Below are 21532 nucleotides of genomic sequence, written 5' to 3'. Positions count from 1 at the left end.
TCAGAAGGGCAGGATGAGCGGCACCATGAACACGCTGACGACGAGGACGACGAGCGTGAAGGGCGCCCCGACCTTGAAGAAGTCGAGAAAGCTGTAGCGTCCGGGTTCGACGACGAGGGTGTTCACGGGCGACGACACAGGCGTCATGAACGCCGCCGAGGCCGCCAGCGCGACGACCATCGCGAACGGGTAGGGCGAGACCCCCAGCTGCGCTGCGATGCCGATCGCGATCGGCCCCATCAGCACGGCAGTCGCGGTGTTCGAGACGAAGAGGCCGATGACGGCGGTCAGCACGAAGACGCCGGCGAGCAGCACGGTCGGACCCGCATCGCCGAGCACGCCGAGCAGGCCGTCCACGACGAGGTCGACGCCGCCGGTGCGCTGCAGCGCGAGCGCGAACGGCAGCATCCCGACGATCAGCAGGATCGTCGGCCAGTGGATCGAGCGGTAGGCGCTCGGCATGTCGATGCACCGGAAGAGCCCCATCAGCAGGCACGCGATGAGGGCGGCGATCACGTTGGGAACGATGCCGGTGACCATCAGCGCGACCATCACGACCACGGCGCCGATCGCGAACGGCGCCTGATTGGCTGCGGGGGCGACTTCCTTCACCTCGGCCGGGAGATCGAGCATGATGAAGTCTCGGGGCTGCGCCTGCAGCCGGTGGATCGCATCCCAACCGCCCGCGACGAGGAGCGTATCGCCCGTGGTCAGACGGATCGCGGGGAACGCCGGCCCCGCGGCCTCGCGCCGGTGCCGCACCCCGAGCACCACCAGATCGTGCCTCTGCTGGAACCGGATGCCGCGCACACTGAGTCCGCGCGCCGACGAGTCGGGCGCGATCATGACCTCCGCCATCCCCACCATGCGCGAATACGAGTCGAAGAAGTCGGGGGTCATCGGCAGTTCCTCGAGCCGGAGCCGCCGCCGCTCGGGGGCCGGCACCTCGAGGTCGACCACCACGATGTCGCCGGCCGCGAGGACGGCGTCGTCGGCGGACGTGCGCACGGTCTTCCGCAGCATCCGGGTGCGCTCGAGCACCAGCACGCCCACCATCGCACCACCGCCGAATTCGGCATCCGCCAGCCGCTCGCCGATCAGCGGCGAACCGGCGTTGACGCGATACCGGTGGGTGCGGGCGTCTACGCCGTAGTCGAGAACCAGGCTCCCGAACGTGGTGCGGGTCCCGGCATCCGCGATCTGCTCCTCGCCGAGGAACCGCCGCGCGATCAGCATGTACCCGATGCCGAGCGCCAGGATGACGAGACCGAACGGCGTGGGGGCGAAGAACCCGAAGCCGTCGAGGCCGCTCCGCCGCAGCTCGGCATCGATCACGAGGTTCGGCGTCGTGGCGATGAGGGTCAGCATGCCGCTCGTGAGCCCGGCGAAGCTGATCGGCATCAGCAGCTGCCGTGGTGAGATGCCGGTGCGGGATGCCACGCTCAACGCGACCGGGATGAAGATCGCGACGACTCCGGTCGAGCTCATGACGGCGCCGAGCAGCGCGACGCTGAGCATGAGCAGCACGATCACGCGCGTCGCACTCGTGCCCGCCGTGCGCGCCAGCCAGTCGCCCAGCCGGTACGTGACGCCGGTGCGCGAGAGCCCCTCGCCGACCACGAAGAGCGCGGCGATCAGCACGACGTTCGGATCGGCGAAGCCGGCGAGCGTCTCCGGAACGGTGAGGATGCCGGTCAGCGGCAGCGCGACGATCATCAGAATCGCGACGACGTCCATGCGCGGCCGGCCGATCGCGAACATCACGATCGCCGCGGCCAGGAGCGCGAGGACCACTGCCAGCTCGCCGGTCATCCCGTCCCCTCTCGACGTCGGGCCTCTGAAGCGTATCGACCGTCGGTTCGGCGAGCACCTCCGGCACGAGTCCGATCAGGCGTCGGCCGCGTACTCCGAAAGCAGCCGCAGCTCGGGCTGGGATCGGTGGTCGGCGACGGCTGCCGCGCCGACGGCGCATGCCCGCTGCAGCGCCGCTGCCGGCGCGTCGCCGCGGAGGAGACCGAGCGTGAGCGCGGCGGCGAACGAATCGCCCGCGCCGACGGTGTTGACCACGGCGCTCGCGATCGACGATGCGCGCGCGATCTCGTTTCCGTTCCGGTAGAGCACCGCACCGCGGGATCCGAGGGTGACCGCGGTGAGTCGGGCGTCTCGCAGGCCGGGGAGGGCGGCGTACTCCGTCTCGTTCACGATGAACAGGTCGACCCGGTCGCGAAGCGCCGCAGACAGCGAGTCGGCCGGCGACGCGTTGAGCGCGAAGAAGCCGTCCGTCTGCGCGGCGACGAAATCGACGACCGCGGCGGGGATCTCCAGCTGCGCCAGCACCACCGCGTGTGGATCGATCACGATGTCGGCGACGTCGATGCGCGCGTTCGCGCCCGGGCAGACGACGATCGAGTTCTCTCCGGTCGCACCGACGACGATCAGCGCCGTTCCGGTGGCGTGCGGTGAGCGCTGCACACCCGAGACGTCGACGCCGGCTTCGCCGAGCGACGCGATCATCGCCGCACCGTCGCAGGCACGCCGACCGCGCCGATGGTCAGCCGAGCTTGACGACCTCCACCGCGCACCGAATGCCTGGGGCACGAGCGATGCGCGCATCCCCGGTGAGCAGCGGCACGCCGAGCAGTTCGGCGAGCGCGACGTAGCCGGCATCGTAGGTCGAGAGATTGTCGCGCAACTCCCACGCACGATCGCCGAGCAGGTGCCACGGCCACAGATCGACCGGCATCAGGCGAGCATGTAAGCGAGCCGCAACCGCCTGGATGCCGCTCAGTCGGCCACCATGTTCCAGGCGCCGCAGCGCGCTGTCGACTTCGATGGGCAGAATCGACGGTGCATGCAGCGCGGCATCCCCCATCCGCGTCGCAATCTCTCGGGTCGCCGCTGAAGCGGACGAGACGAGCGCCACGAGCACCGACGCATCGATGACGAGGGTCTGGGATGCCTCAGCGTCGGTCGTCACGGACCGCCGCCACGATCTCGTCCATCGCGAGAGACGGATAGGTCTGGGCGTTCAGCCGGGCCCGCGCGATGGCCTCTGCCGCGCTCGGGGCCGCAGCGAGACGGCGAAGCTCAGCGCTGAGGTACTCCTGAAGCGAGCGGCCGGATCGGGCTGCGCGAGCAGCGAGCTCGTCGCGGACGTCGTCGGGCACGTTTCTGACGGTGATGGTGACGCTCATGCATGCATTTTAGCGCGAACGCTTGCATTTCGCATGCATCGACTCTTCCGCCAAGGTGTGTCGTCACGTCTCACCGCGGGGCTTCAGCGCGGCCTCGACACTGACGCTTGCCTGACACCGCGGCATCCGTTTCCATCCGCGCGGCCGACCTCTCCCGACCGGGACGTACGCTGGCAGGCATGGGATCGAGCATCGAGCCGGCAGAGCTGCGCAGTTTCGTCGCACTTACCGAGAGCAAGATCTCGCCGAAGACATCAGCGAACCTCTACGGGCGTGCCGAGATGCTGGCGAAGATGCCGATGTCGCTGCAGCGCTGGATCGTCGCGCACGCATCCGGCGAGGAGTACATGGGCTTCGTCGTGGACCCGTATGCCGCGTTCCTCGCATACGAGATCCATGATGCGGATGCCGCGAGCGCGCTGCTGCCGCCGGGCTACCGGCTCGTCCCGACGGGCATGTTCGCAGACGAAGCGCCTCGGCCCACAGCGATCCTCGGCGCGTTCAACGTTCGCGCCTCGTTCTTCTGGGGAACTCGGGTCGAGCTGTACGTCATCGCCGAGAACATCGCGACCGGCATGCTCACGTGGGTCATCTGCGACTACGAATCCAACACGATCAACTACGACCCCGGCGAGGGGTTCTCGGCGGCGACCACGAGCCGCGCGATCCTCACCACCACGCACACGGGCGAGGTGATCGTCGACGTTCAGAGCAAAGAGCGCACGCACACCCTGACCGTCTCGGCGCCGGTGACGGCAGGCTCGATGTGCGCGCTCGACCAGCGCCTGTGGATCGACGGGAACCTCTCGGTCGACTACGGCGGGCGCCTCATGCACGAAGGTTCGGAGCCGTTCGGGCTCATCTTCGATCCGGCCGAGATGACCCAGGCGCTGCGCATACCGCTGGACGCGGTCCACGTTTCCGCGAACACCTTCGGCACTGCGTTCCGAGACGACACACCGTTCTCAATCGCGTGCTTCCCCTACGCGCAGCACTTCCTGACGACGAGCTATCCCGAGTCCCGGCCCATCAACGACCTGCAGTCCCTCGAGGACGCGGTCCGGGTGCAGATCGCGCCGTAGGGCTGCGGGCGTTCGCACCGGGAGTGCGAAGACATCACCGTGGAACGATGTGGAACTTCGGACCGCGGCCGGCGCCGTCGGGGCGCTGCCCGGCGAGGACCGCGGGGAGCTCGTCGAGCGTCACCGTCGCCGCGATGAGCGGGCGCGGGTCGACGAGTCGGTCGGCGTACGCTGCGATGGTCCCTGCGAGACCCGGCGACGCGCTCAGGATGCCGACCGCGGTGACGTCCTTCAGTGCCAGTGCGCGGGTGTCGATGAGGCTCGGAGTGCCGGCCAGCCCGACATAGACGACCCGCTTGCCGGGTTCGACGAGCTCGACCGCCTTCGCGGGAAGCTGCGGAGCGTTCGACGCATCGATGACCGCGTCCCACGGACGATCCGGCAGGTCGCTCTCGCTCCATCCACCGTCGAATCCGAGAGTTCGGGCGAATGCGAGCGAGCGCTCGCTGCGGCCGAGGAGGTGTACTTCTGCACCTGCCGCTCGGGCGAACATGGCGCACAGCAGGCCGATGGTGCCGGGTCCGAGCACGAGACACCGGTCGCCCGGCTTCAGGTTCGCCGCTTCGACGGCACGGAACGCGTTTCCGCCGGGTTCGACCAGGGCACCCGATGCGTCGTCGACGCTGTCCGTGAGACGATGCAGGGCCTTCACCGGCATGGCGAGCTGCTGAGCGAGGGCGCCCGGCCGCCCGCCGCGGATTCCGACCTCGGTGCGGAACTCGCACACGTGCTGCAGCCCCTGGACGCACCTCCTGCAGACGCCGCAGCCGAGCATCGTGTCACCGGTGACGCGTGCGCCGAGCCAGCTCGGGTCGACCCCGTCGCCTGTCGCGGCGACGGTTCCCATCCACTCGTGGCCGATCCGGATCGGATACTCGGCGTGGCCGGTGTGGAGGTACTGCATCTCACCGGTGAAGAACTCGATGTCGGTGCCGCAGATGCCGGCGCGCTGCACGTCGATGACGACCTCGCCGGCCGCTGCCTCCGGAGGTGCGACGTCGCGGACTTCCGCATGATGCGGGCCGGTGATGACCAGGGCTCTCATCGAGGACCTGAGAGGTGCCCGGCAGATCCTGCCCACAGGTGGGGCGGGTTGCCGCGCACACCCGGCTTGACGGTGAACAGACGGCCGGCGAGCGGGTACTCGGCCAACTGCTCGACAGTGAGGTTCTCCGTCGCGGTGGTGATGACAAGCGTGTCGAGCTCGACACCGGAGAAGGTGATGCACGAGACATGCGGCGCCGGCACCTCGATGCGGCCGACCGGCTCGCCTGCGGGCGAAAAGCGCAGGACGCACGCACCGCCCCACACGGCGACCCAGATGTGGTCGTCCTCGTCGGTCGTGATGCCGTCGGGATACCCGTCGCCCGGGAGCTCGGCGAACAGCGTGCGTGTGCCGATCGCCCCGGTCTCGGGGTCGTAGTCGCGCACGAAGATGCGGCGGGTGAGGGTGTCGACGCTGTACATCCTGCGTCCGTCCCGCGTCCAGGCCAATCCGTTCGACAGCGTCAGATCGTCGTCGAGGACGCTCACAGTCGCGTCGGCTTCGAAGCGGATAAGCCGCTCCGACGTCGAGGGGCCCTTGGTTCCCACCACGAAGCGCCCGACCGGATCCGGCTTGCCGTCGTTGAACCGCCGGTCGTCGCCGTCGATGACCTCGGGGCCGGCGGTGATGGTTCCGTCGACGGCGCGGAAGTAGAGGCGGTCGCTGCCCGCGACCACGAGTTCTCCGGTCCGCGAGACCGCGACGGCACTGGCGGTATCGGGGAAGTCGATCCGCTCCTCGATCCGGATGCCGCCTCCGTCCGCGAAACGGCCCTGGTACACGGCGCCGGCCATGATGTCGACCCAGAAGATGCGCCCGGTGAGCGGGTCCCACAGGGGTCCTTCGCCCAAGAAGTGCGCGACGTCGGTCGCAACCCGAGGGGTGCCGATCGTCGGCACGTGTGGGAACGGGTCAGTGGGACTCACGGGCCACCTTCGACCCACTCGACCCGACGAGAAAGTCGAGGTCGGCGCCCTTGTCGGCCTGCAGCACGTGGTCGACGTACAGCCGCTCCCATCCCCGGCGCGGGTTCGCGTAACCGTCGAGGGTCGCCGCGTTCGGCGTGCGAGCGGCGAGTACTTCGACAGGGACGTCGAGGTCGAGCCGCCCGGCGCGCACATCGACGCTGATCCAGTCACCCGTCTTAGCCAGCGCGAGCGGACCGCCGGCCGCGGCCTCGGGGGTGACGTGCAGAATGACGGTGCCGTAGGCGGTGCCCGACATGCGGCCGTCGCAGACGCGGACCATGTCTCGCACGCCGCGCTCCAGCAGCTTGGTCGGCAGCGGCATGTTGGCGACTTCCGGCATCCCGGGATAGCCCTGGGGTCCGCAGCCGCGCAGCACCATGATGCTGTTCTCGTCGATGTCGAGATCGGGGTCGTCGATACGGGCGTGGAAGTCCTCGATCGAGTCGAACACGACGGCGGGCCCGCGGTGCTTGAGCAGGTGCGGCGAGGCGGCGGCCGGCTTGATGATCGCCCCACCGGGCGCGAGCGTTCCGCGGAGCACGCTGATCCCGGCCGCGGGCAGCAGCGGAGAGTCGCGGGGCGTGATCACGTCGGGGTCCCAGATGCGGGCGTCCTCGAGGTAGTCGACGAACGGCTTGCCGGTGATCGTCAGCGCGGTCGGATCGAGCAGGTCGCGCACTTCGCGCATGACCGCGAGGAACCCGCCCGCCCGGAACAGGTCGTCCATCAGATAGCGACCGGCGGGCTGCAGGTTCACCAGCAGCGGCACGTCGGCGCCGATCCGGTCGAAGTCGTCGATGGTGAGCTCGATGCCGAGACGACCGGCGATCGCCAGGAGGTGGACGACGGCGTTCGTCGACCCACCGATCGCGGCGAGCGCGACGATCGCGTTGTGGAAGCTCGCCTTCGTCAGGAACGTCGACGGGCGCCGAGCGTCCGCCACCAGCTGCACGGCGAGCATCCCCGTCGTATGCGCGGCCGCGAGCAGCCGCGCATCCGGCGCCGGGGTTCCCGCGAGGCCGGGCACGATGGTGCCGAGCGCCTCGGCGACCAGCGCCATCGTCGACGCCGTGCCCATCGTGTTGCAGTGACCCTTGCTGCGGATCATCGAGGATTCGGACTTCAGGAACATCTCCTCGCTGAGCGTGCCGGCCCGCACTTCTTCGCTCAGCCGCCACACATCCGTGCCGCAGCCCAGGGCTTCGTTGCGGAAGTGGCCGGTCAGCATCGGGCCGCCGGGAACCACCACGGCGGGCAGGTCGACGGATGCCGCCGCCATGAGCAGCGACGGGATCGTCTTGTCGCATCCGCCCAGCAGCACGACACCGTCGATCGGGTTGGCCCGGAGCATCTCCTCCGTCGCCATCGCGGCCATGTTGCGCCACAGCATCGCGGTGGGGCGAACCTGGGTCTCACCGAGCGACACGACGGGCAGTTCGAGTGGGATACCGCCGGCCTCGTAGATGCCGTTCTTGACCGACTGAGCGACTTCGTTCAGATGCGCGTTGCACGGCGTCAGATCCGACGCCGTGTTGGCGATCGCGATCTGCGGACGCCCCGTGAACGCCGAGTCGGGCACGCCGCGGCGCATCCACGCTCGGTGGATATAGGTATTGCGGCCGTCGCCGCCGTACCACTCGGAGCTGCGGAGCGTCGTCATCGTCGGTCCTTACATCGGTCGGCTCACCAGATTGTGCCGCCGCCGACAGAGATCCCGGCCCACGTCAACGCGATGAAGATTGCCGCGAACACGACGGGCGCGATGCCCTTGCCCCCGCGCGCGAGCCCCTTGAGCAGTCCGATCACGGCGAGCACCGCGGCGACGATCGACAGCCCGCCGCCCAGGATCAGCCCGATGAAAAGCGGGATCGGCATGAGGAGGAGTCCGGCGAGTGCGACCCAGAAGGCGGCCCAGGCAGTGGGGTTCGAACGACGTGCGGCAGCGTCTGACATGGCATCGATCCTCTCAGATACCTCTGGGCAGCTGGGCCTCTTCGCTGCGGTCTGCTCCCCACGACGCCAGGAGCTTGAGCCGCTCGGCGGAGGGCGAGCCCGGCTCGGCGGTGTAGATCAGGAGGACGTTGCCGGGCTCGGCGGTGATGGCGAGTTCCTCGTACGCGAGGACGAGTTCGCCGACGATCGGATGCTGGAACCGCTTGGTTCCGGCTCCGTGCGTGCGGACGTTGTGCGCTGCCCACAACGTGCGGAAGGTGTCGCTGCGCAGCGAGAGCTCCCCGACGAGGTCCTGCAGACCCTTGTCGTGCGGGTCACGGCCGGCCTCGGCGCGCATGACGGCGACGCACATCTCGGCGAACCTGTCCCAGTCGGGGTAGAAGTCCCGCGCGGCCGGGTCCAGGAACTGGAACCGGGCGAGGTTCGGGGTCCGCCCCCCGTCGCCGATGACCGGTGAGTAGAACGCGCGACCGAGGTCGTTGACGGCGAGAAGGTCGTGGCGCTGGTCGCGGACGAACGCGATGGCGTCGGTGATCGAGGCCAATGCCCACTGCAGGCTGTGTCGTGGCGCGGTCGGTGTGCTCGCACGACGACGGGTACGACCACTGGTGGGGATGCCGTCCGCTGCGCGAGCGAGATCCAAGAGGTGGGCTCGCTCGGTGTCGTCCAGCTGCAGCGCGCGCGAGACGGCGTCGAGGACGGATGCCGAGGCGCCGGCGACTGCGCCGCGCTCGAGTTTCGCGTAGTACTCCACGCTCACGCCCGCGAGGGAGGCCACTTCGCTGCGCCGCAAGCCGGCCACGCGCCGGTTGGGCCCCACGGTGAGGCCGACCGCGTCGGGGGTGACCCGCGCGCGACGGGTCATGAGGAACTCGCGGACCTCGGCTCGGTTGTCCATGAAGCCCAGGCTAGAACGGTCCCGCTCGACGAGGGGTGCTCTCTCGGTACACCCCTCACCAGGGACTCCCGCGTCCCGGCGGATGCGGGGACGCTGGTGTCATGCCCGTTCAGTCCCCGACCGCCCCTTCCGCAGTCGGCCGCGCCCTCCCGACCCTGCTGTTGCTGCTCACGGTGTTCGGCCCGATCTCGATGGACCTGTATCTCCCGGCGCTTCCGGCACTCACGGCGGAGCTCGGCGCCGTCACCTCGGTCGCGCAGCTGACGGTCACCGCCTGTCTGATCGGCCTCGCCGCCGGGCAGCTGATCGCCGGGCCGCTCTCGGACCGGTTCGGGCGGCAGGGCGTCCTGCTGATCGGCGTCGCCCTGTACATCGTCACGTCGACGCTCTGCGCGATCAGTCCCACCATCGAGATGCTGATCGCGGCGAGGTTCGTGCAGGGACTCGCCGGCGGCGTGGGGATCGTCGTCGCCCAAGCCGCCGGACGCGACATCTACACCGGCGGTGCATTGATCCGCTTCTACGGACGACTCACGGTCGTCGGCGGGTTCGCGGCGATCGTCGGCCCCCTCCTCGGCGGCCTGCTCAGCTCGTCCACCGATTGGCGCGGACTGTTTCTCTTCCTCGCGGTCATCGGCGCCGGCATCCTCGTCGTGACCCTCCTGGTGTTCCGCGAGACTCTTCCGGCGGGCAGGCGCACGCGCGGCGGGTTCGGCCAGACCATGCACGACTATCGGACTCTGCTGTCTGATCGCGTGTTCCTGGGCGCAGTGCTCAATCAGGGGTTCCTGTATGCGGCGGTGTTCGCGTACCTGGCGGGGTCGACGTTCGTGCTGCAGGACATCTACGGCCTCCCGCCGCTCGGCTACGCGCTCGCGTTCGGGCTGAACTCCGCCGGGTTCATGACGTTCGGATACCTCGCCGGTCGGGCGGCCGAGCGGTGGAGTATCCCCGGCACGCTCGCCATCGGCATCCTGATCGCCGGTGCCGGCGCACTCGGCCTGCTCGCGGCGGGCCTCCTCGCCATGCCGCTGTGGGTGGTGATCGTGTCACTGTTCCTCCTCGCCGCAGGAGTCGCGACCTCCTCACCGCCAGCCACCACCCTCGCCCTCGTCGAATACCCGCAGATGGCCGGGACCGCGTCGTCGATGCTGGGAATGGTGCGGTACGGATTCGGCGGCTTCGCCGCGCCCCTGGTCGGTGTGGCCGGCGCCCTCAGCATCCTTCCCCTGGGTCTCGTCACCACCGTCACCGTGATCCTCGCCGGCGCGGCATACCTGTTCATGACCCGTCAGCCCTCCCGTGCCCCCGCCGTCGTCTCATCTCCCGTCCACGCTGCGAAGTAAAGGAACCGAAATGCGCCAAGTCACCATGTATGCCCCGGGAGACGTCCGGGTCGAAGACCGCGACAACCCGACGATCCTCGAACCGACCGATGCGGTCATCCGCCTGTCGGCGTCGTGCATCTGCGGATCCGACCTGTGGCCCTACCGCGGCGCGGAGCCGCTGTATGTGACTCCGCAGCCGATGGGCCACGAGTACGTCGGTGTCGTCACCGAGATCGGGCCCGACGTGAAGAACGTGAAGGTCGGCGACTTCGTCGTCGGATCCTTCGTCGCATCTGACAACACGTGCGAGATCTGTCAGGCCGGGTACCAGTCGCGGTGCGTGCACAACGTGATGATGGGCGCGATCGGCACGCAGGCCGAGTACGCCCGCATTCCGCTGGCCGACGGCACCCTCGTCGCCACCCCGGGGCACCCCGACGCCGACCTGATCCCGTCGCTGCTCGCGGCATCCGATGTCCTGGGCACCGGCTGGTTCGCCGCCGTCGCCGCCGAAGCGGGCCCGGGCAAGACCGTCGCCGTCGTCGGTGACGGCGCCGTGGGGCTCCTCGGCATCCTCGCCGCACGCGAGCTCGGCGCCGAGCGCATCATCGCGATGTCGCGCCACGCCGACCGGCAGGCACTCGCGCGTGAGTTCGGCGCGACCGACATCGTCGAGGAGCGAGGGGATGCCGGCGTCGCGAAGATCAAGGAGCTCACGAACGGGCTCGGTGCACACTCCGTCATCGAGGCCGTCGGCACGCAGGAGTCGATGGACCAGGCGATCCGCGCCACCCGCCCCGGCGGCCACATCGGCTACGTCGGCGTCTCACACGACGTCTCGCTCGACGGTCTCGAGCTGTTCTTCTCGGGCGTGCACCTGCACGGCGGACCCGCCCCTGTGCGGCGCTTCCTGCCGGAGCTGATCCAGCTGATCTGGGATCGCAAGATCAACCCCGGCGTCGTCTTCGACCTCACCCTCCCCCTGGAGGATGCCGCCGCCGGCTACGCCGCGATGGACGAGCGCCGCGCCACCAAGGTGCTGCTCACCGTCTGAAACGAAAGCCGACGAGTCGCGCGCTTCGGAGGAGATCTGCAAACCGGAGGACGGATGCCGCGGAGACGCTCCTCCGGATTGCATATCTCCTCCGAATTGCCGGCCACCGGTCGATGAGCCACGCGCCCGTACTCACCACCGGTTGCGGACGTCTTCGGCCCAGCCCTGGATCCCCTCGAACGCGATGGCCTCACCCTCCGCCGAGGTGAACCGGCCCGACCACCATCCGAAGCACTGGTCGGTGCGAGACGAGACGATGCCGAGATCGGTGCGCGTGACTTTGTCGTAGAACGGGACGAAGGTGAGGTCGAGAGTCTCGCCGTGCACCCGCCAGGGACGCAGGAAGTTCGCGGTGTCATACTCCCACCGCAGCTCTTCGCTGATCTTGTGCAGTCGGCCGTCGACGAACATGGCGTTCTCGGTCGAGCCGGTGCCGTCGGTCCACTGGCCGCCGAGCTGGACTCCGATCACGCGTCCTCCGGAGACGCCCGACCCGGCGCCCCAGTTCCAGCTCACGTCGTAAGGCCAGCGGCCGCGGCCGTGATCGAGCACGGCCCACGACTCCCCCGCCGGCACGTCGTGGGCGACCCCGTCGACGGTGATCGTGCCGGTCGCAGGGCGCGCGACATCCTTCACCGTGTACTGGAATCGGCGATCACTCCAGGGCACGACGACCGCGAGCGACTCGTGGACGGGCGGCCGGGCGGCGACGATGTCGACCGATGCTCCCGGGATCTGGGCACGCAGCCGAGTGCCCTCGGCCACCTCATCGATGTCGATGGTGAGGTCGCGTGCACGCGCCCGAGCGGGCCCGTCGCCCAGACTCGCGGGCAGCGTCGCGCTGCCGCTCAGGATGCCGGTGACGCCACGGTGTACGGCTGTCTCGGCGGCGCGGTCGAACACCCACACGTCGTGTACCGCGGCGTAATCGAGCGACGACACCGTGAGCGCGACGATGTGCGTCGGCGTCATGACGTTCCAGTACTCCCACCGCTTGTTGCGGCCCCACGAGCGGCGGCCGTCGATGCCCGAGGTGTCCAGCAACGGGGCTCGCATCCATCCGACGGCATCGCCGTTCAGCCGCCGACCGGTGCCGGTCAGCGACTGGCGGCTCGTGAGCTCGCGCTCGATCATGAGAGTCCCTCAGATTCGGTCCAGCGGCCCAGAATCAATCCCTGACCTCGAGATACTCGCGAAGCGAGGGAGAAGGAGAGGAGGGCGACGGCGGGCACCCCTCCATTCTGAACGACAGCACCGCCATCGATTCGCCCGGAGGGGTCACCCAATGGGAAACAAGAAGGCGGGCGGCATCGCCGCCTCGGCCGATACCCGCGTGGCCGCGACGACCGCGGCACCCGCCCGCTACGATCGGCGGGTGGGATTCGAAGGTCTCGATCGCGACGCACTCTCGTTCTACGCCGAGCTTCGCGCCGACAACACGAAGGTGTGGTGGTCAGCCAACAAGGCTCGCTACGACACGGCCGTTCGCGGACCGTTCGAGGCGCTCGGCGCGGAGCTGGAGCCCGAGTTCGGCGCGGTGAAGATCTTCCGCCCGTACCGCGACGTCCGCTTCAGCGCCGACAAGACGCCCTACAAGCTGCACATCGGCATGGTCTCGCAGGCGACCGTGGCGCACTACCTGCAGCTGAGCGAGGAGGGCCTGATGCTGGGTGGCGGCATGTACGACGTGCCGCCCGCGGCGCTGGCCCGCTTCCGCGAAGCCGTCGACGACCCGCGCACCGCCGAGGATCTCGATGCGCTGCTCGCGGAGCAGACCTGGTGCGCCTGGCTGACCGGGTGACGGCGTGAACGCGAACGCTCGACGCTCTACTCAGGCCTGCTGGATCTTCCTGCTGGTCTGCTCGGCTGTAATCGTCGTCTACCAGGTGGCGCCCAGTGATCTGTGGCGCGCTGTTATCTACCTCGGTATCGGGCTGGTGAGCGCCGTCGCGATCGTTGTCGGCGTGCGGGTGAATCGGCCACCCTTGCGGTCGGCGTGGTACCTGATGGCCGTGGGAGTGTTCCTGTCGTCGGTGGGCGACAGCATCCTTATCTGGATCAGCCAAGTGCAGGATCAGGACGTCTTCCCATCTGTGGCAGACGCCTTCTATCTGGCGGCGTATCCATTCCTCGCCGCAGGTCTGGTTCAGTTGCTCGTCGCTCGCCGGCCGCTCAACGATCTTGCGGGGTTCATCGACAGCGCGATCGTCACGACCGGATTGATGCTGGTCTGGGTACTGCTGGCCGGGCCGAGTGTGGCGAGCGCTCACGAGTCCTGGTTGGCGGTCGTGGTGGCGGCGGCCTACCCCATTGCGGACATCGTTCTGCTCGGAATCCTGATCGGACTGATCACGGTTCCTGGCACCAGGAAGACCTCGCTGGCCCTGTTGGTTCTCGCACTCACTCTGCTCATCGTGGCGGATCTCGGAGCCACCGAGCTGGGTCTTCACAACACGGCCCACACCATCTTCGACGCCTTGTGGCTCGGCGCGTACGCGCTGTGGGGAGCAGCGGCGCTGCACCCCACGATGCGCACACTGTCCGAGCGGGCGATCGAGTCGCGAGTCGCGCTCAGCGACAGGCTGACCGTCGCCCTCGCCGTTGCAACGTTCGTCGCGTTTGTGGGCTTGACCGTGAAGTACCTGCTCGGCATCCCGGTCGACGACTGGCTGATCGGCGTCATGGCGCTCGTCCTGATGGGGTTGGCCATCGCGCGCATGAAGATCTCGCTCAACCAGATCGCGGCCACGAATCAGATTCTCACCAAGACGCAAGCAAGCTTGGAGTATCAGGCGACCCACGACGCGCTCACCGGCCTGCCCAATCGGGCGCATGCGGTGCAGCTGATCAGGGCGGCCCTGAGTGGGGCGGCCGTCTCGGACAGCAGAGTCGCGCTGCTGTTCCTCGACCTGGACGGGTTCAAGCGGATCAACGACACCCTGGGTCACGGCGCAGGTGACGACGTGCTGCGAGCGGTGGCTGGACGGCTGCGCGATTCTGTCCGTGCCGACGACATCAGCTGCCGGCTTGGCGGCGACGAGTTCGTGGTTCTGCTGGCCCCGCTGACCGATGAATCGGACGCGGTCGCGGTCGCCACCCGACTCGTGCCGATCCTGTCCGCGCCCGTCACCGTCGCGGACCAGCAGAACGTCGCCGTGGGGGTGAGCATCGGGGTGGCCCTGAGCCACGATCGCGACACGACCACCGATCAGTTGTTGAACGAAGCGGATCGGGCGCTCTATCGGGCAAAGCAGTCCGGGCGAGGCCGGGTGAGCATCTACGACGCTGAGATGCGGCAGGAGTTCCGCGTCCGGACGGAGCTGGAGGGTGATCTCGCGCGCGCCATCGAGGCAGATCAGCTGGTGCTGCACTACCAGCCGGTCGTCCATTTGGACTCGGGGGCCGTGCAGGGTTTCGAGGCACTGATCCGCTGGCGCAGGGACGGGATGCTGCTGCCGCCCTCAGCGTTCGTTCCGATCGCGGAGCAGTCTGAGCTGGTCTGCGATCTGGGCGCGTGGATCCTTCGCCAGGCCACCCGGCAGCTCGCCCGTTGGAACGAGCACTCAGCCGCTCCTTGGCTCGCGGTGACGGTCAACGTCTCGGGGCGGCATATCTCCAGCCCACGAGTGTTGGCGGATGTCCGCGAAGCGGTGGCCGCCTCGGGCATCGACCCGACTCAACTCGTGCTGGAGATCACGGAGACCACATTGATCGACGCCTCCATTGCCGTGAAGCACCTCGACGAGTTGCGCCACGACGGTATTGGCATCGCCCTCGACGACTTCGGCATCGGATACAGCTCGATCGCACGGCTCGAGGATCTCCCGATCGACATCCTCAAGATCGACCGGCGCTTCCTTGATACACCCCGCTATTCACAAGGGTTCCTTCGGGTGATCGTCGAGACGGGGCACGCGCTGGGTCTCCGTCTGATCGCCGAAGGAATCGAAGCGGAGGAGCACGTGTCGCTGTTGCGGTCCCTCGGCTGCGAGTCGGCGCAGGGCTACCTGCTGGGCCGTCCGATGGATCCTGACGCGATCGCGATAGCCGAGCAGCAGAGTGCCCCTCGCCTGGCGAGCGTGGCCGTGAGACACGAGCTCCCCGGGAGGTAGCGAATGAAGAAGTTCGAGCGTTTCGTCGGCGTCGCTCTCATCTGTTCTGCGCTGCTGGGCGCATTGGTAGTCGGCCTGGCCGCTTTCGCCACTATCCAGGATCCTGCCGGGTGGGATACCCCGACGACAGTGACCCTCTTCGGGGCTTGGGAGGTGATGTATTCCACGTCGGCGCCATCGGCCGGTGTGATCCTCGCCGCAGCCGGGTTCGCGCTGCTTGTGGCTGCTGTCGTCGGCCTGCTAGAGCGGCGTGTCGCCAGACGCTCCCGGACGAGTGATGATTGGGAGGGGATGCCGTTGGCGCCCAAGCGGGTGATGGCAGAGACCCGCGGCATCTACGCCGGCCCGGTCACCGTCACGGTGCTGATCCCGGCCCACAACGAGGCCGGGTGCATTGCGGAGACGATCGCCTCGCTGCGCGCCCAGTCTCACCAGCCCGCGCGGATCGTCGTCGTCGCCGACAATTGCACCGATGACACCGTCTCGCTCGCCCGGGCGGCCGGCGTCGACGTGTTCGAAACGGTCGCCAACACGAAGAAGAAGGCGGGTGCGCTCAACCAGGCGCTGCCCGCCGTACTGAAGGGCCTCGGCGACAACGACACCGTGATGGTGATGGACGCCGACACGACGCTGGACCAGGGTTTCCTGGCCGCAGCGGTCCGCCGATTCACCGATGATCGGGCGTTGATGGCCGTCGGTGGGTTGTTCTACGGCGCCGAGGGGGCAGGTCTGCTCGGCCAGTTTCAGCGTAACGAGTACACCCGCTACGCCCGGCAGATCCGTCGCCGGCGGGGACGGGTCTTCGTGCTCACGGGCACGGCGTCGATTTTTCGCCCGCGGGCCTTGCGCACGGTGGCAGAGGCACGTGGCCGATCCCTCCCCGGCGTCCTGGGAGAGGTGTATGACACCCTCGTCCTCACCGAGGACAACGAGCTCACCCTGGCCATCAAATCGCTGGGAGGACTCATGATCTCGCCGGCCCAATGCACGGTCGTCACCGAGGTGATGGAGACGTGGCGCACACTGTGGCGGCAAAGGCTGCGCTGGCAGCGCGGAGCAGTCGAGAACCTGGGCAGCTACGGGTTCCGTCCATCTGTGACGCGTTATTGGGCCCAGCAGCTCGGCATCGGATACGGCGTCGTCGCCATCACGGCCTATCTGCTGCTCCTGGTGCTCATGGTCCTCGCCGCCGACAACTGGATCTGGATCCCGTTCTGGGTCGTCGTCGGATTGATCTTCGTCCTCGAACGCGTCGTCACCGTGTGGCGAGGAGGCTGGCGGGCACGATTGCTGGCCGTCGCCCTCTTCCCCGAACTCGCGTACGCGATCTTCCTCAACCTCGTGTACGTCCGGGGCGTCTTCGACATCACCGTGGGGCGTAAAGCCCAGTGGGGAAGCGTCGCACACGAACCGGTATCTGCGACGGAGGGCAACCGATGATCACGATGACGGGCGCTGTGCCGACGGGCCTGCTGCTCCCGGTCGAGTTGCTCGCCACACCCGCCTTCCAGTTTCTGGCCGCGTTCGTCGCAATCAACACGATCATGTACGCAGCGCTGGCCATCGCCCAGATGCTGCCCAAGGTGTACCTCAGCGACCTGGTCAACCGTCGCGGCCGGCGCAAAGAGACGCGGAGCATCCACCCGGATGAGCGCCTCGCCGAATGACCTCATCCCGGGCGAAGTCCTAGCCTTCGAGCCGGCGGGCGGCCAGCCAGCGGACCATGTCGGGATCCTGATGATCGAAGAACTGCGAGCTGCCTTCGTCGATGGCGGCGATCTGGTTCATGTCGTCTTCGGTGAGGGCGAAGTCGAAGACGTCGAGGTTCTGCGCCATCCGGTCGGGGTTCACGGTCTTGGGGATGACGACGACGTTGCGCTGAATCATCCAGCGCAGCACGACCTGCGCGACGGACTCGCCGTGCTTCTCGCCGATGCCGGTGAGCACCTCGTTCGTGAACAGCCCGTTCTTGCCTTCGGCGAACGGGCCCCATGACTCGATCTGGACGCCTTCGCCGGCGAGGATGCCCTGGTAGTCGGCGCGCTGGTGGAACGGGTTGGTCTCGATCTGATTGACCGCGGGCGTGATCTCGTTGTTGAGGATGAGGTCGAGGATCCGGTCCGCCGGAAAGTTCGAGACGCCGATCGCACGGGCACGCCCGTCGCGGGCGATCTTCTCCATCGCCCGCCACTGCCCGTAGTAGTCGCCGAAGGGCTGATGGATCAGGTAGAGGTCGACGTAGTCGAGGCCGAGCTTGCGCAGCGAGTCGTCGAACGCGTTCGCGGTGTTCGCCTCTGCGGGGGCGTCCTGTACCCACAGCTTGGTCGTGATGAAGAGCTCGTCACGGGGGATGCCGGACTTCGCGATCGCCGCACCGACGGCTTCTTCGTTCTGATAGGCCGCGGCCGTGTCGATCGATCGGTATCCGGCTGCGAGCGCATCGCTGACGGCTTTCTCAGTCTCTTCGGGTCCGACCTGGAAGACGCCGAATCCGAGGATCGGCATCTCCACGCCATTGTTCAGTGTCACGTTCGGGATCGGTGTGTTGGCTGCTGTCATGCCGCCACGGTAGGCGCGCATGCCACGTGGGTGAGAGTCACCAGCAGTAGCTCCCATGTGACGTGGCCCACGGGCTAGCGTCGGAGGATGGATCCTCGGCAGGATGTGCAGCAGTTCCTCACCGCGCTGCGCGGGCGCGTCACGCCCGCCCAGGCGGGCATACCGGTGTTCGGTGGAGAACGCCGTGTACCGGGACTGCGCCGTGAAGAAGTCGCCCAACTCGCGGGGGTGAGCACCGCGTATTACACCCGCATGGAACGCGGGGACTTGAGCGGGGTGTCCGAGAGTGTTCTATACGCCCTCGTCCGTGCCCTCGAACTCGACGACGCCGAGACTGCGCACCTGCTGGATCTCGCCAGGGCGGCATCCGGACCTCGCCGCGCCCCTCGCGCCAAGTCCGAGACCCGCGTCTCTCCTCAGGTGGTTCAGCTGATCGACGCCATGGCCGACGTCCCCGTGGTCGCGCTCAACCGGCTCGCCGACATCGTCGCCTCCAACTCCCTCGGTCGCGCGCTCTTCCCTCACCTGTTCCCCGTCGACGGCGCCCGGGTGAACCATGCCCGGTATCTGTTCCTCGACCCGCGCTCTCAGACCTTCTACGCGGACTGGGAGAAGAGCGCACGCGAAGCCGTCTCGGCGATGCGCCTGCTCGCCGGGCAGGACCCCAGCGACCGGGCCCTGATGGCACTCGTCGGCGAACTCGCCACCCGGAGCGATCAGTTCCGGATCTGGTGGGGAGCGCACACGGTTCGCACCCACGCCAACGGCACGAAGCGAATCAACCACCCCGTCGTCGGCCTGCTCACCGTCCGCTACGAGACGCTCACGCTGCCATCGGCCCCCGACGTCAGGCTCGCCACGTACCTCACCGAGCCCGGAACGCCCTCCGCGGATGCGCTCGACATGCTCCGCAGCTGGACTGCACAGCCGGCGGACCCCCCGCAGTCCGTCCGTCCGAACGCGCTCGGGGACGCCACCGCCGGCTTCTCGTGACGGACGCCAGGGAATCGTGTGTGGCCAAGGATGTGTGGTGGGCTACGGTGCGAAGAGCAGGACGCCGTAGACGCCGAACAGCATGAGGTGGACCGCGCCGTGGACTGCAGTGGTGCGTGGTGCGAAGTAGGTGATGACGGTCATCACCAGGGTGATGCAGATGAGCACCATGTTGCCGGGTGATTCTCCGAGGATGACGGGCTGGCCGGTCAGCAGACCAATCACCAGGATCGCCGGGATGGTCAGCCCCACCGTCGAGACGAACGCGCCAAGACCAAGGTTGAGAGCACGCTGGTTCTCGTTGGCCAGTGCAGCTCGGACGGCGGTGATGGCTTCGGGTGTGAACACGATGATCGCGATGATCACGCCGCCCAAAGCGACCGGCGCCCCCGTAAGCGCGATGCCACGGCCGACCAGGATGCCGAGGTCGTGGGCGAGGAGGATGATCGGTAACACTGTCACGACCAGGAGAGCCGAGCGGAGCACCAGCTCGCGGGCCGCGACCTTCTCGTGCGACGGTGTGGGCGCAGGACCTGATTCGGCTGGGGACGACGCCGGCCGGGGCTGCAGGTAAAGCGCGCGGTCGGTGCCGGTCTGCATGAAGAGGAAGAAGATGTACAGCGCTGCCGATAGGACGGCTATGCCGATGGCCTGCAGGGGGATGAGGCTGCCATCACTGGTGGAGCTCAGGAAGCTCGGCAGCACGAGCGTGACCAGCGAGAGCGCCGCGATCATCGCGATGTAGATCGACGCGCCTTCCATGTTGTACCGCTGCGGTCCGAATTTCAGCGCCCCGAGCAGAATGGTGAGGCCGAGGACGCCGTTGACGACGATCATCATGACCGCGAACAGCGAGTCCCTCCCGATGGTTGCTGACCCGCCCGGACCGAGCATGATCGATGCGATCAGCACGACCTCGATCACAACCACGGTCAGCGTGAGGATCAGTGTGCCGAAGGGCTCGCCGAGCCTTTCCGCGAGATGCTCGGCATGTCGGACAACCCCAAACGCGGCGACCATGATCGCCCCCAGGATCAACACGAAGCAGCCGACTGCGACCGCCGCGTTCGGCGGATGGGTCACATACTCGTGCCCAACGGTGAGAAACAGGATCGCCGTCACCCACGCGACCGCAAGCGTCAGGATCGTCGAGCGGGAGAACATGCCCCGCCAAGAGCTCCCGGCAGCGACCGGCTCGCGGACAGCCGCTCGGTCACGAGTCGCTCGCATTACCACTCCCCCCGGTTCACCAAGGCACGCGGGCGCCGCGCGCCGAGCGAGCCACCCTCGCATCAGTGAACCAGAATCCTCACCCCTGTCACGAGAATCCAGACGATCGGCCTCAATATCGCGCCCCCGTGGCACAAGCGATCCTCATCCGCGCAGCCGGCATTGGTGGCGTCGCGCCCCATGCGAGCCCGGGATCACGTCGACCGATTGGGATCTACCCCGGCTCGGTGGTTCGGATCAGACCGCAGTTCACGCACGACCATGCGACCAGGAATCGCTCATCGTCGAGAATCTCGAAGGTGAGCGGATCACCACACGTCGGGCAGGCTCGCGGGTCCGCTGCACGCACCTTCACTCCGTCAAGCTGGCGGAGGTCGCGCTCCAGGTTGCCCGATCCGATCCCTCACGAGATGCGTTTGATCGCGCAGTGAGTCGGCGGTCAGCCGCTTCACCCTCGGACTCGAGCATTCTTGCGAGTGCCGCGAGGTCGGTATCCAGGCTGCGCTGCACGTCGTCGCGCATCTGGTCGGCATACTCGGCCGCACGGGCACCGGTGAGCCACGCGCGCAGCACGACTGCCGACCCCGACCCCGCTGGAGCAGCGGCGTGGTGCACCGTGAGCTCGGCACCGTCGAGGATCGTCGTATCGGCGTACACACGACCCTCGACATACTCCGTCACAACGAAGGGCGCCTCGTGCCCACCACGCACCTTGAGCACACCCGTTGCCCCCACGGCGAACGGCTCGTCGAGTCGCAGGTACTCCATTCCCGCCGCCCACTCCGGGTGCGTCGCAAGGTCCCGCCAGCGCGCGACAAAACGCTCAGGACAAGCGGAGGAGGACAACTCGGCGCGCGCGATCTCGATCACAACAGGACCCTACCGACGACAACGGACACCCCAACGCGCGTCCTGGTTATCGCCGATCTGTGGGTAGCCGATGCCGTTGACCCTCTGATCCGTAGCAAGCGGGGTGGGGGCTGTGGTCTACGGGATTCTGCGGTGTCAGCGACGCTTGAGAACTGGTCAGTTTCGATCTTCGAAAAGTGAACAGTTGCGGGCAGTCTAGCCAGGGGTTTCGTCGGTGGTGGTTCTGATGCTGGGGAGGCTGTCGAT

21 protein-coding genes are annotated in these 21532 nt (G+C 67.9%); 8 read left to right on the top strand and 13 right to left on the bottom strand.

The annotated features are described in order from the left end of the window. The 4 genes from FFS15_RS10410 to FFS15_RS10395 all read right to left on the bottom strand — a co-directional run bounded on the left by FFS15_RS10410 (position 1) and on the right by FFS15_RS10395 (position 3194). Positions 1-1812 (bottom strand): SLC13 family permease, encoded by a 1812-nt coding sequence (locus tag FFS15_RS10410; protein ID WP_137844963.1) that lies wholly within the window; start codon positions 1810-1812, stop codon positions 1-3. Between the two features lie 75 nt (positions 1813-1887). Further along, positions 1888-2514 carry a PfkB family carbohydrate kinase gene (locus FFS15_RS10405; protein ID WP_249353943.1) on the bottom strand — a complete coding sequence of 209 codons (627 nt, stop codon included), beginning with the start codon at positions 2512-2514 and terminating at the stop codon, positions 1888-1890. A gap of 37 nt (positions 2515-2551) precedes the next feature. Next, positions 2552-2977: a type II toxin-antitoxin system VapC family toxin gene (locus FFS15_RS10400; RefSeq protein WP_137844961.1), complete on the bottom strand. Its 426-nt coding sequence runs from the start codon at positions 2975-2977 to the stop codon at positions 2552-2554. Next, positions 2961-3194 (bottom strand): hypothetical protein, encoded by a 234-nt coding sequence (locus FFS15_RS10395; RefSeq protein WP_137844960.1) that lies wholly within the window; start codon positions 3192-3194, stop codon positions 2961-2963. The genes FFS15_RS10400 and FFS15_RS10395 overlap by 17 nt, the downstream gene beginning before the upstream one ends. Positions 3195-3373: 179 nt before the next feature. Between FFS15_RS10395 and FFS15_RS10390 the strand changes: the two genes are divergently transcribed. Continuing rightward, positions 3374-4276, top strand: a complete 903-nt coding sequence (locus FFS15_RS10390) for a hypothetical protein (RefSeq protein ID WP_137844959.1) — start codon at positions 3374-3376, stop codon at positions 4274-4276. Between the two features lie 34 nt (positions 4277-4310). Here FFS15_RS10390 and FFS15_RS10385 read toward each other — a convergent pair whose 3' ends face one another. From FFS15_RS10385 to FFS15_RS10365, 5 genes are read right to left on the bottom strand one after another with little or no spacing between them, the layout of a single operon-like run. Then, a complete protein-coding gene (locus FFS15_RS10385; RefSeq protein WP_137844958.1) occupies positions 4311-5321 on the bottom strand; it encodes an alcohol dehydrogenase catalytic domain-containing protein in 1011 nt (336 codons plus the stop codon). After that, complete coding sequence (locus FFS15_RS10380) at positions 5318-6247, bottom strand: SMP-30/gluconolactonase/LRE family protein (protein ID WP_249353941.1); 930 nt, start codon at positions 6245-6247, stop codon at positions 5318-5320. The genes FFS15_RS10385 and FFS15_RS10380 overlap by 4 nt, the downstream gene beginning before the upstream one ends. Next, positions 6234-7949, bottom strand: coding sequence for an IlvD/Edd family dehydratase (locus FFS15_RS10375; protein WP_137844957.1), 1716 nt, complete (start codon positions 7947-7949; stop codon positions 6234-6236). Before FFS15_RS10375 ends, FFS15_RS10380 begins: the two co-directional genes overlap by 14 nt. Positions 7950-7972: 23 nt before the next feature. Beyond that, positions 7973-8242 (bottom strand): hypothetical protein, encoded by a 270-nt coding sequence (locus FFS15_RS10370; protein ID WP_137844956.1) that lies wholly within the window; start codon positions 8240-8242, stop codon positions 7973-7975. A 13-nt stretch (positions 8243-8255) separates the two neighbouring features. Continuing rightward, positions 8256-9140: a helix-turn-helix transcriptional regulator gene (locus tag FFS15_RS10365; RefSeq protein ID WP_137844955.1), complete on the bottom strand. Its 885-nt coding sequence runs from the start codon at positions 9138-9140 to the stop codon at positions 8256-8258. Positions 9141-9241: 101 nt separating this feature from the next. Here FFS15_RS10365 and FFS15_RS10360 point away from each other — a divergent pair, with 101 nt between their 5' ends. Both FFS15_RS10360 and FFS15_RS10355 read left to right on the top strand, forming a co-directional pair. After that, positions 9242-10486, top strand: coding sequence for a multidrug effflux MFS transporter (locus tag FFS15_RS10360; protein ID WP_137844954.1), 1245 nt, complete (start codon positions 9242-9244; stop codon positions 10484-10486). 10 nt (positions 10487-10496) lie between these two features. Further along, positions 10497-11522, top strand: coding sequence for a zinc-dependent alcohol dehydrogenase family protein (locus FFS15_RS10355; RefSeq protein ID WP_137844953.1), 1026 nt, complete (start codon positions 10497-10499; stop codon positions 11520-11522). 132 nt (positions 11523-11654) lie between these two features. On the opposite strand, the gene FFS15_RS10350 is transcribed toward FFS15_RS10355, so the two are convergent. Further along, complete coding sequence (locus FFS15_RS10350; RefSeq protein WP_137844952.1) at positions 11655-12656, bottom strand: DUF2804 domain-containing protein; 1002 nt, start codon at positions 12654-12656, stop codon at positions 11655-11657. 151 nt (positions 12657-12807) lie between these two features. On the opposite strand from FFS15_RS10350, the gene FFS15_RS10345 reads away from it, so the two are divergent. From FFS15_RS10345 to FFS15_RS10330, 4 genes are read left to right on the top strand one after another with little or no spacing between them, the layout of a single operon-like run. Beyond that, positions 12808-13323: a DUF2461 domain-containing protein gene (locus FFS15_RS10345; RefSeq protein ID WP_171013162.1), complete on the top strand. Its 516-nt coding sequence runs from the start codon at positions 12808-12810 to the stop codon at positions 13321-13323. A 4-nt stretch (positions 13324-13327) separates the two neighbouring features. After that, positions 13328-15634 carry an EAL domain-containing protein gene (locus FFS15_RS10340; RefSeq protein ID WP_137844950.1) on the top strand — a complete coding sequence of 769 codons (2307 nt, stop codon included), beginning with the start codon at positions 13328-13330 and terminating at the stop codon, positions 15632-15634. 3 nt (positions 15635-15637) lie between these two features. After that, on the top strand, positions 15638-17074 hold the full coding sequence (locus FFS15_RS10335; RefSeq protein ID WP_137844949.1) for a glycosyltransferase family 2 protein: 1437 nt from the start codon (positions 15638-15640) through the stop codon (positions 17072-17074). Beyond that, positions 17071-17301, top strand: coding sequence for a hypothetical protein (locus FFS15_RS10330; protein ID WP_249353939.1), 231 nt, complete (start codon positions 17071-17073; stop codon positions 17299-17301). The genes FFS15_RS10335 and FFS15_RS10330 overlap by 4 nt, the downstream gene beginning before the upstream one ends. 19 nt (positions 17302-17320) lie before the next feature. On the opposite strand, the gene FFS15_RS10325 is transcribed toward FFS15_RS10330, so the two are convergent. After that, positions 17321-18193, bottom strand: coding sequence for an aldo/keto reductase (locus FFS15_RS10325; RefSeq protein ID WP_171013161.1), 873 nt, complete (start codon positions 18191-18193; stop codon positions 17321-17323). Between the two features lie 87 nt (positions 18194-18280). Between FFS15_RS10325 and FFS15_RS10320 the strand changes: the two genes are divergently transcribed. Then, the gene (locus tag FFS15_RS10320) at positions 18281-19186 is read left to right on the top strand and encodes a helix-turn-helix transcriptional regulator (protein ID WP_137844948.1); all 906 of its coding nucleotides are present in this window, start codon (positions 18281-18283) and stop codon (positions 19184-19186) included. 42 nt (positions 19187-19228) lie between these two features. On the opposite strand, the gene FFS15_RS10315 is transcribed toward FFS15_RS10320, so the two are convergent. Continuing rightward, on the bottom strand, positions 19229-20350 hold the full coding sequence (locus FFS15_RS10315; protein WP_137844947.1) for a calcium:proton antiporter: 1122 nt from the start codon (positions 20348-20350) through the stop codon (positions 19229-19231). Between the two features lie 417 nt (positions 20351-20767). After that, positions 20768-21184 carry a hypothetical protein gene (locus FFS15_RS10310; protein ID WP_137844946.1) on the bottom strand — a complete coding sequence of 139 codons (417 nt, stop codon included), beginning with the start codon at positions 21182-21184 and terminating at the stop codon, positions 20768-20770. Between the last annotated feature and the right edge of the window lie 348 nt (positions 21185-21532).

It is taken from the genome of Microbacterium sp. 2FI, from assembly GCF_005502885.1.
GTDB lineage: Bacteria > Actinomycetota > Actinomycetes > Actinomycetales > Microbacteriaceae > Microbacterium.
This window is presented reverse-complemented; position numbering and strand designations above follow the sequence as displayed.

Bases quoted from the DNA above. Each gene is read 5' to 3' on its own strand.
- FFS15_RS10410 (WP_137844963.1), bottom strand. From the start codon at position 1,812: ATGACCGGCGAGCTGGCAGTGGTCCTCGCGCTCCTGGCCGCGGCGATC.
- FFS15_RS10405 (WP_249353943.1), bottom strand. From the start codon at position 2,514: ATGATCGCGTCGCTCGGCGAAGCCGGCGTCGACGTCTCGGGTGTGCAG.
- FFS15_RS10395 (WP_137844960.1), bottom strand. From the start codon at position 3,194: ATGAGCGTCACCATCACCGTCAGAAACGTGCCCGACGACGTCCGCGAC.
- FFS15_RS10390 (WP_137844959.1), top strand. From the start codon at position 3,374: ATGGGATCGAGCATCGAGCCGGCAGAGCTGCGCAGTTTCGTCGCACTT.
- FFS15_RS10385 (WP_137844958.1), bottom strand. From the start codon at position 5,321: ATGAGAGCCCTGGTCATCACCGGCCCGCATCATGCGGAAGTCCGCGAC.
- FFS15_RS10375 (WP_137844957.1), bottom strand. From the start codon at position 7,949: ATGACGACGCTCCGCAGCTCCGAGTGGTACGGCGGCGACGGCCGCAAT.
- FFS15_RS10370 (WP_137844956.1), bottom strand. From the start codon at position 8,242: ATGTCAGACGCTGCCGCACGTCGTTCGAACCCCACTGCCTGGGCCGCC.
- FFS15_RS10365 (WP_137844955.1), bottom strand. From the start codon at position 9,140: ATGGACAACCGAGCCGAGGTCCGCGAGTTCCTCATGACCCGTCGCGCG.
- FFS15_RS10360 (WP_137844954.1), top strand. From the start codon at position 9,242: ATGCCCGTTCAGTCCCCGACCGCCCCTTCCGCAGTCGGCCGCGCCCTC.
- FFS15_RS10355 (WP_137844953.1), top strand. From the start codon at position 10,497: ATGCGCCAAGTCACCATGTATGCCCCGGGAGACGTCCGGGTCGAAGAC.
- FFS15_RS10350 (WP_137844952.1), bottom strand. From the start codon at position 12,656: ATGATCGAGCGCGAGCTCACGAGCCGCCAGTCGCTGACCGGCACCGGT.
- FFS15_RS10345 (WP_171013162.1), top strand. From the start codon at position 12,808: ATGGGAAACAAGAAGGCGGGCGGCATCGCCGCCTCGGCCGATACCCGC.
- FFS15_RS10335 (WP_137844949.1), top strand. From the start codon at position 15,638: ATGAAGAAGTTCGAGCGTTTCGTCGGCGTCGCTCTCATCTGTTCTGCG.
- FFS15_RS10330 (WP_249353939.1), top strand. From the start codon at position 17,071: ATGATCACGATGACGGGCGCTGTGCCGACGGGCCTGCTGCTCCCGGTC.
- FFS15_RS10325 (WP_171013161.1), bottom strand. From the start codon at position 18,193: ATGACAGCAGCCAACACACCGATCCCGAACGTGACACTGAACAATGGC.
- FFS15_RS10320 (WP_137844948.1), top strand. From the start codon at position 18,281: ATGGATCCTCGGCAGGATGTGCAGCAGTTCCTCACCGCGCTGCGCGGG.
- FFS15_RS10315 (WP_137844947.1), bottom strand. From the start codon at position 20,350: ATGTTCTCCCGCTCGACGATCCTGACGCTTGCGGTCGCGTGGGTGACG.
- FFS15_RS10310 (WP_137844946.1), bottom strand. From the start codon at position 21,184: ATGGAGTACCTGCGACTCGACGAGCCGTTCGCCGTGGGGGCAACGGGT.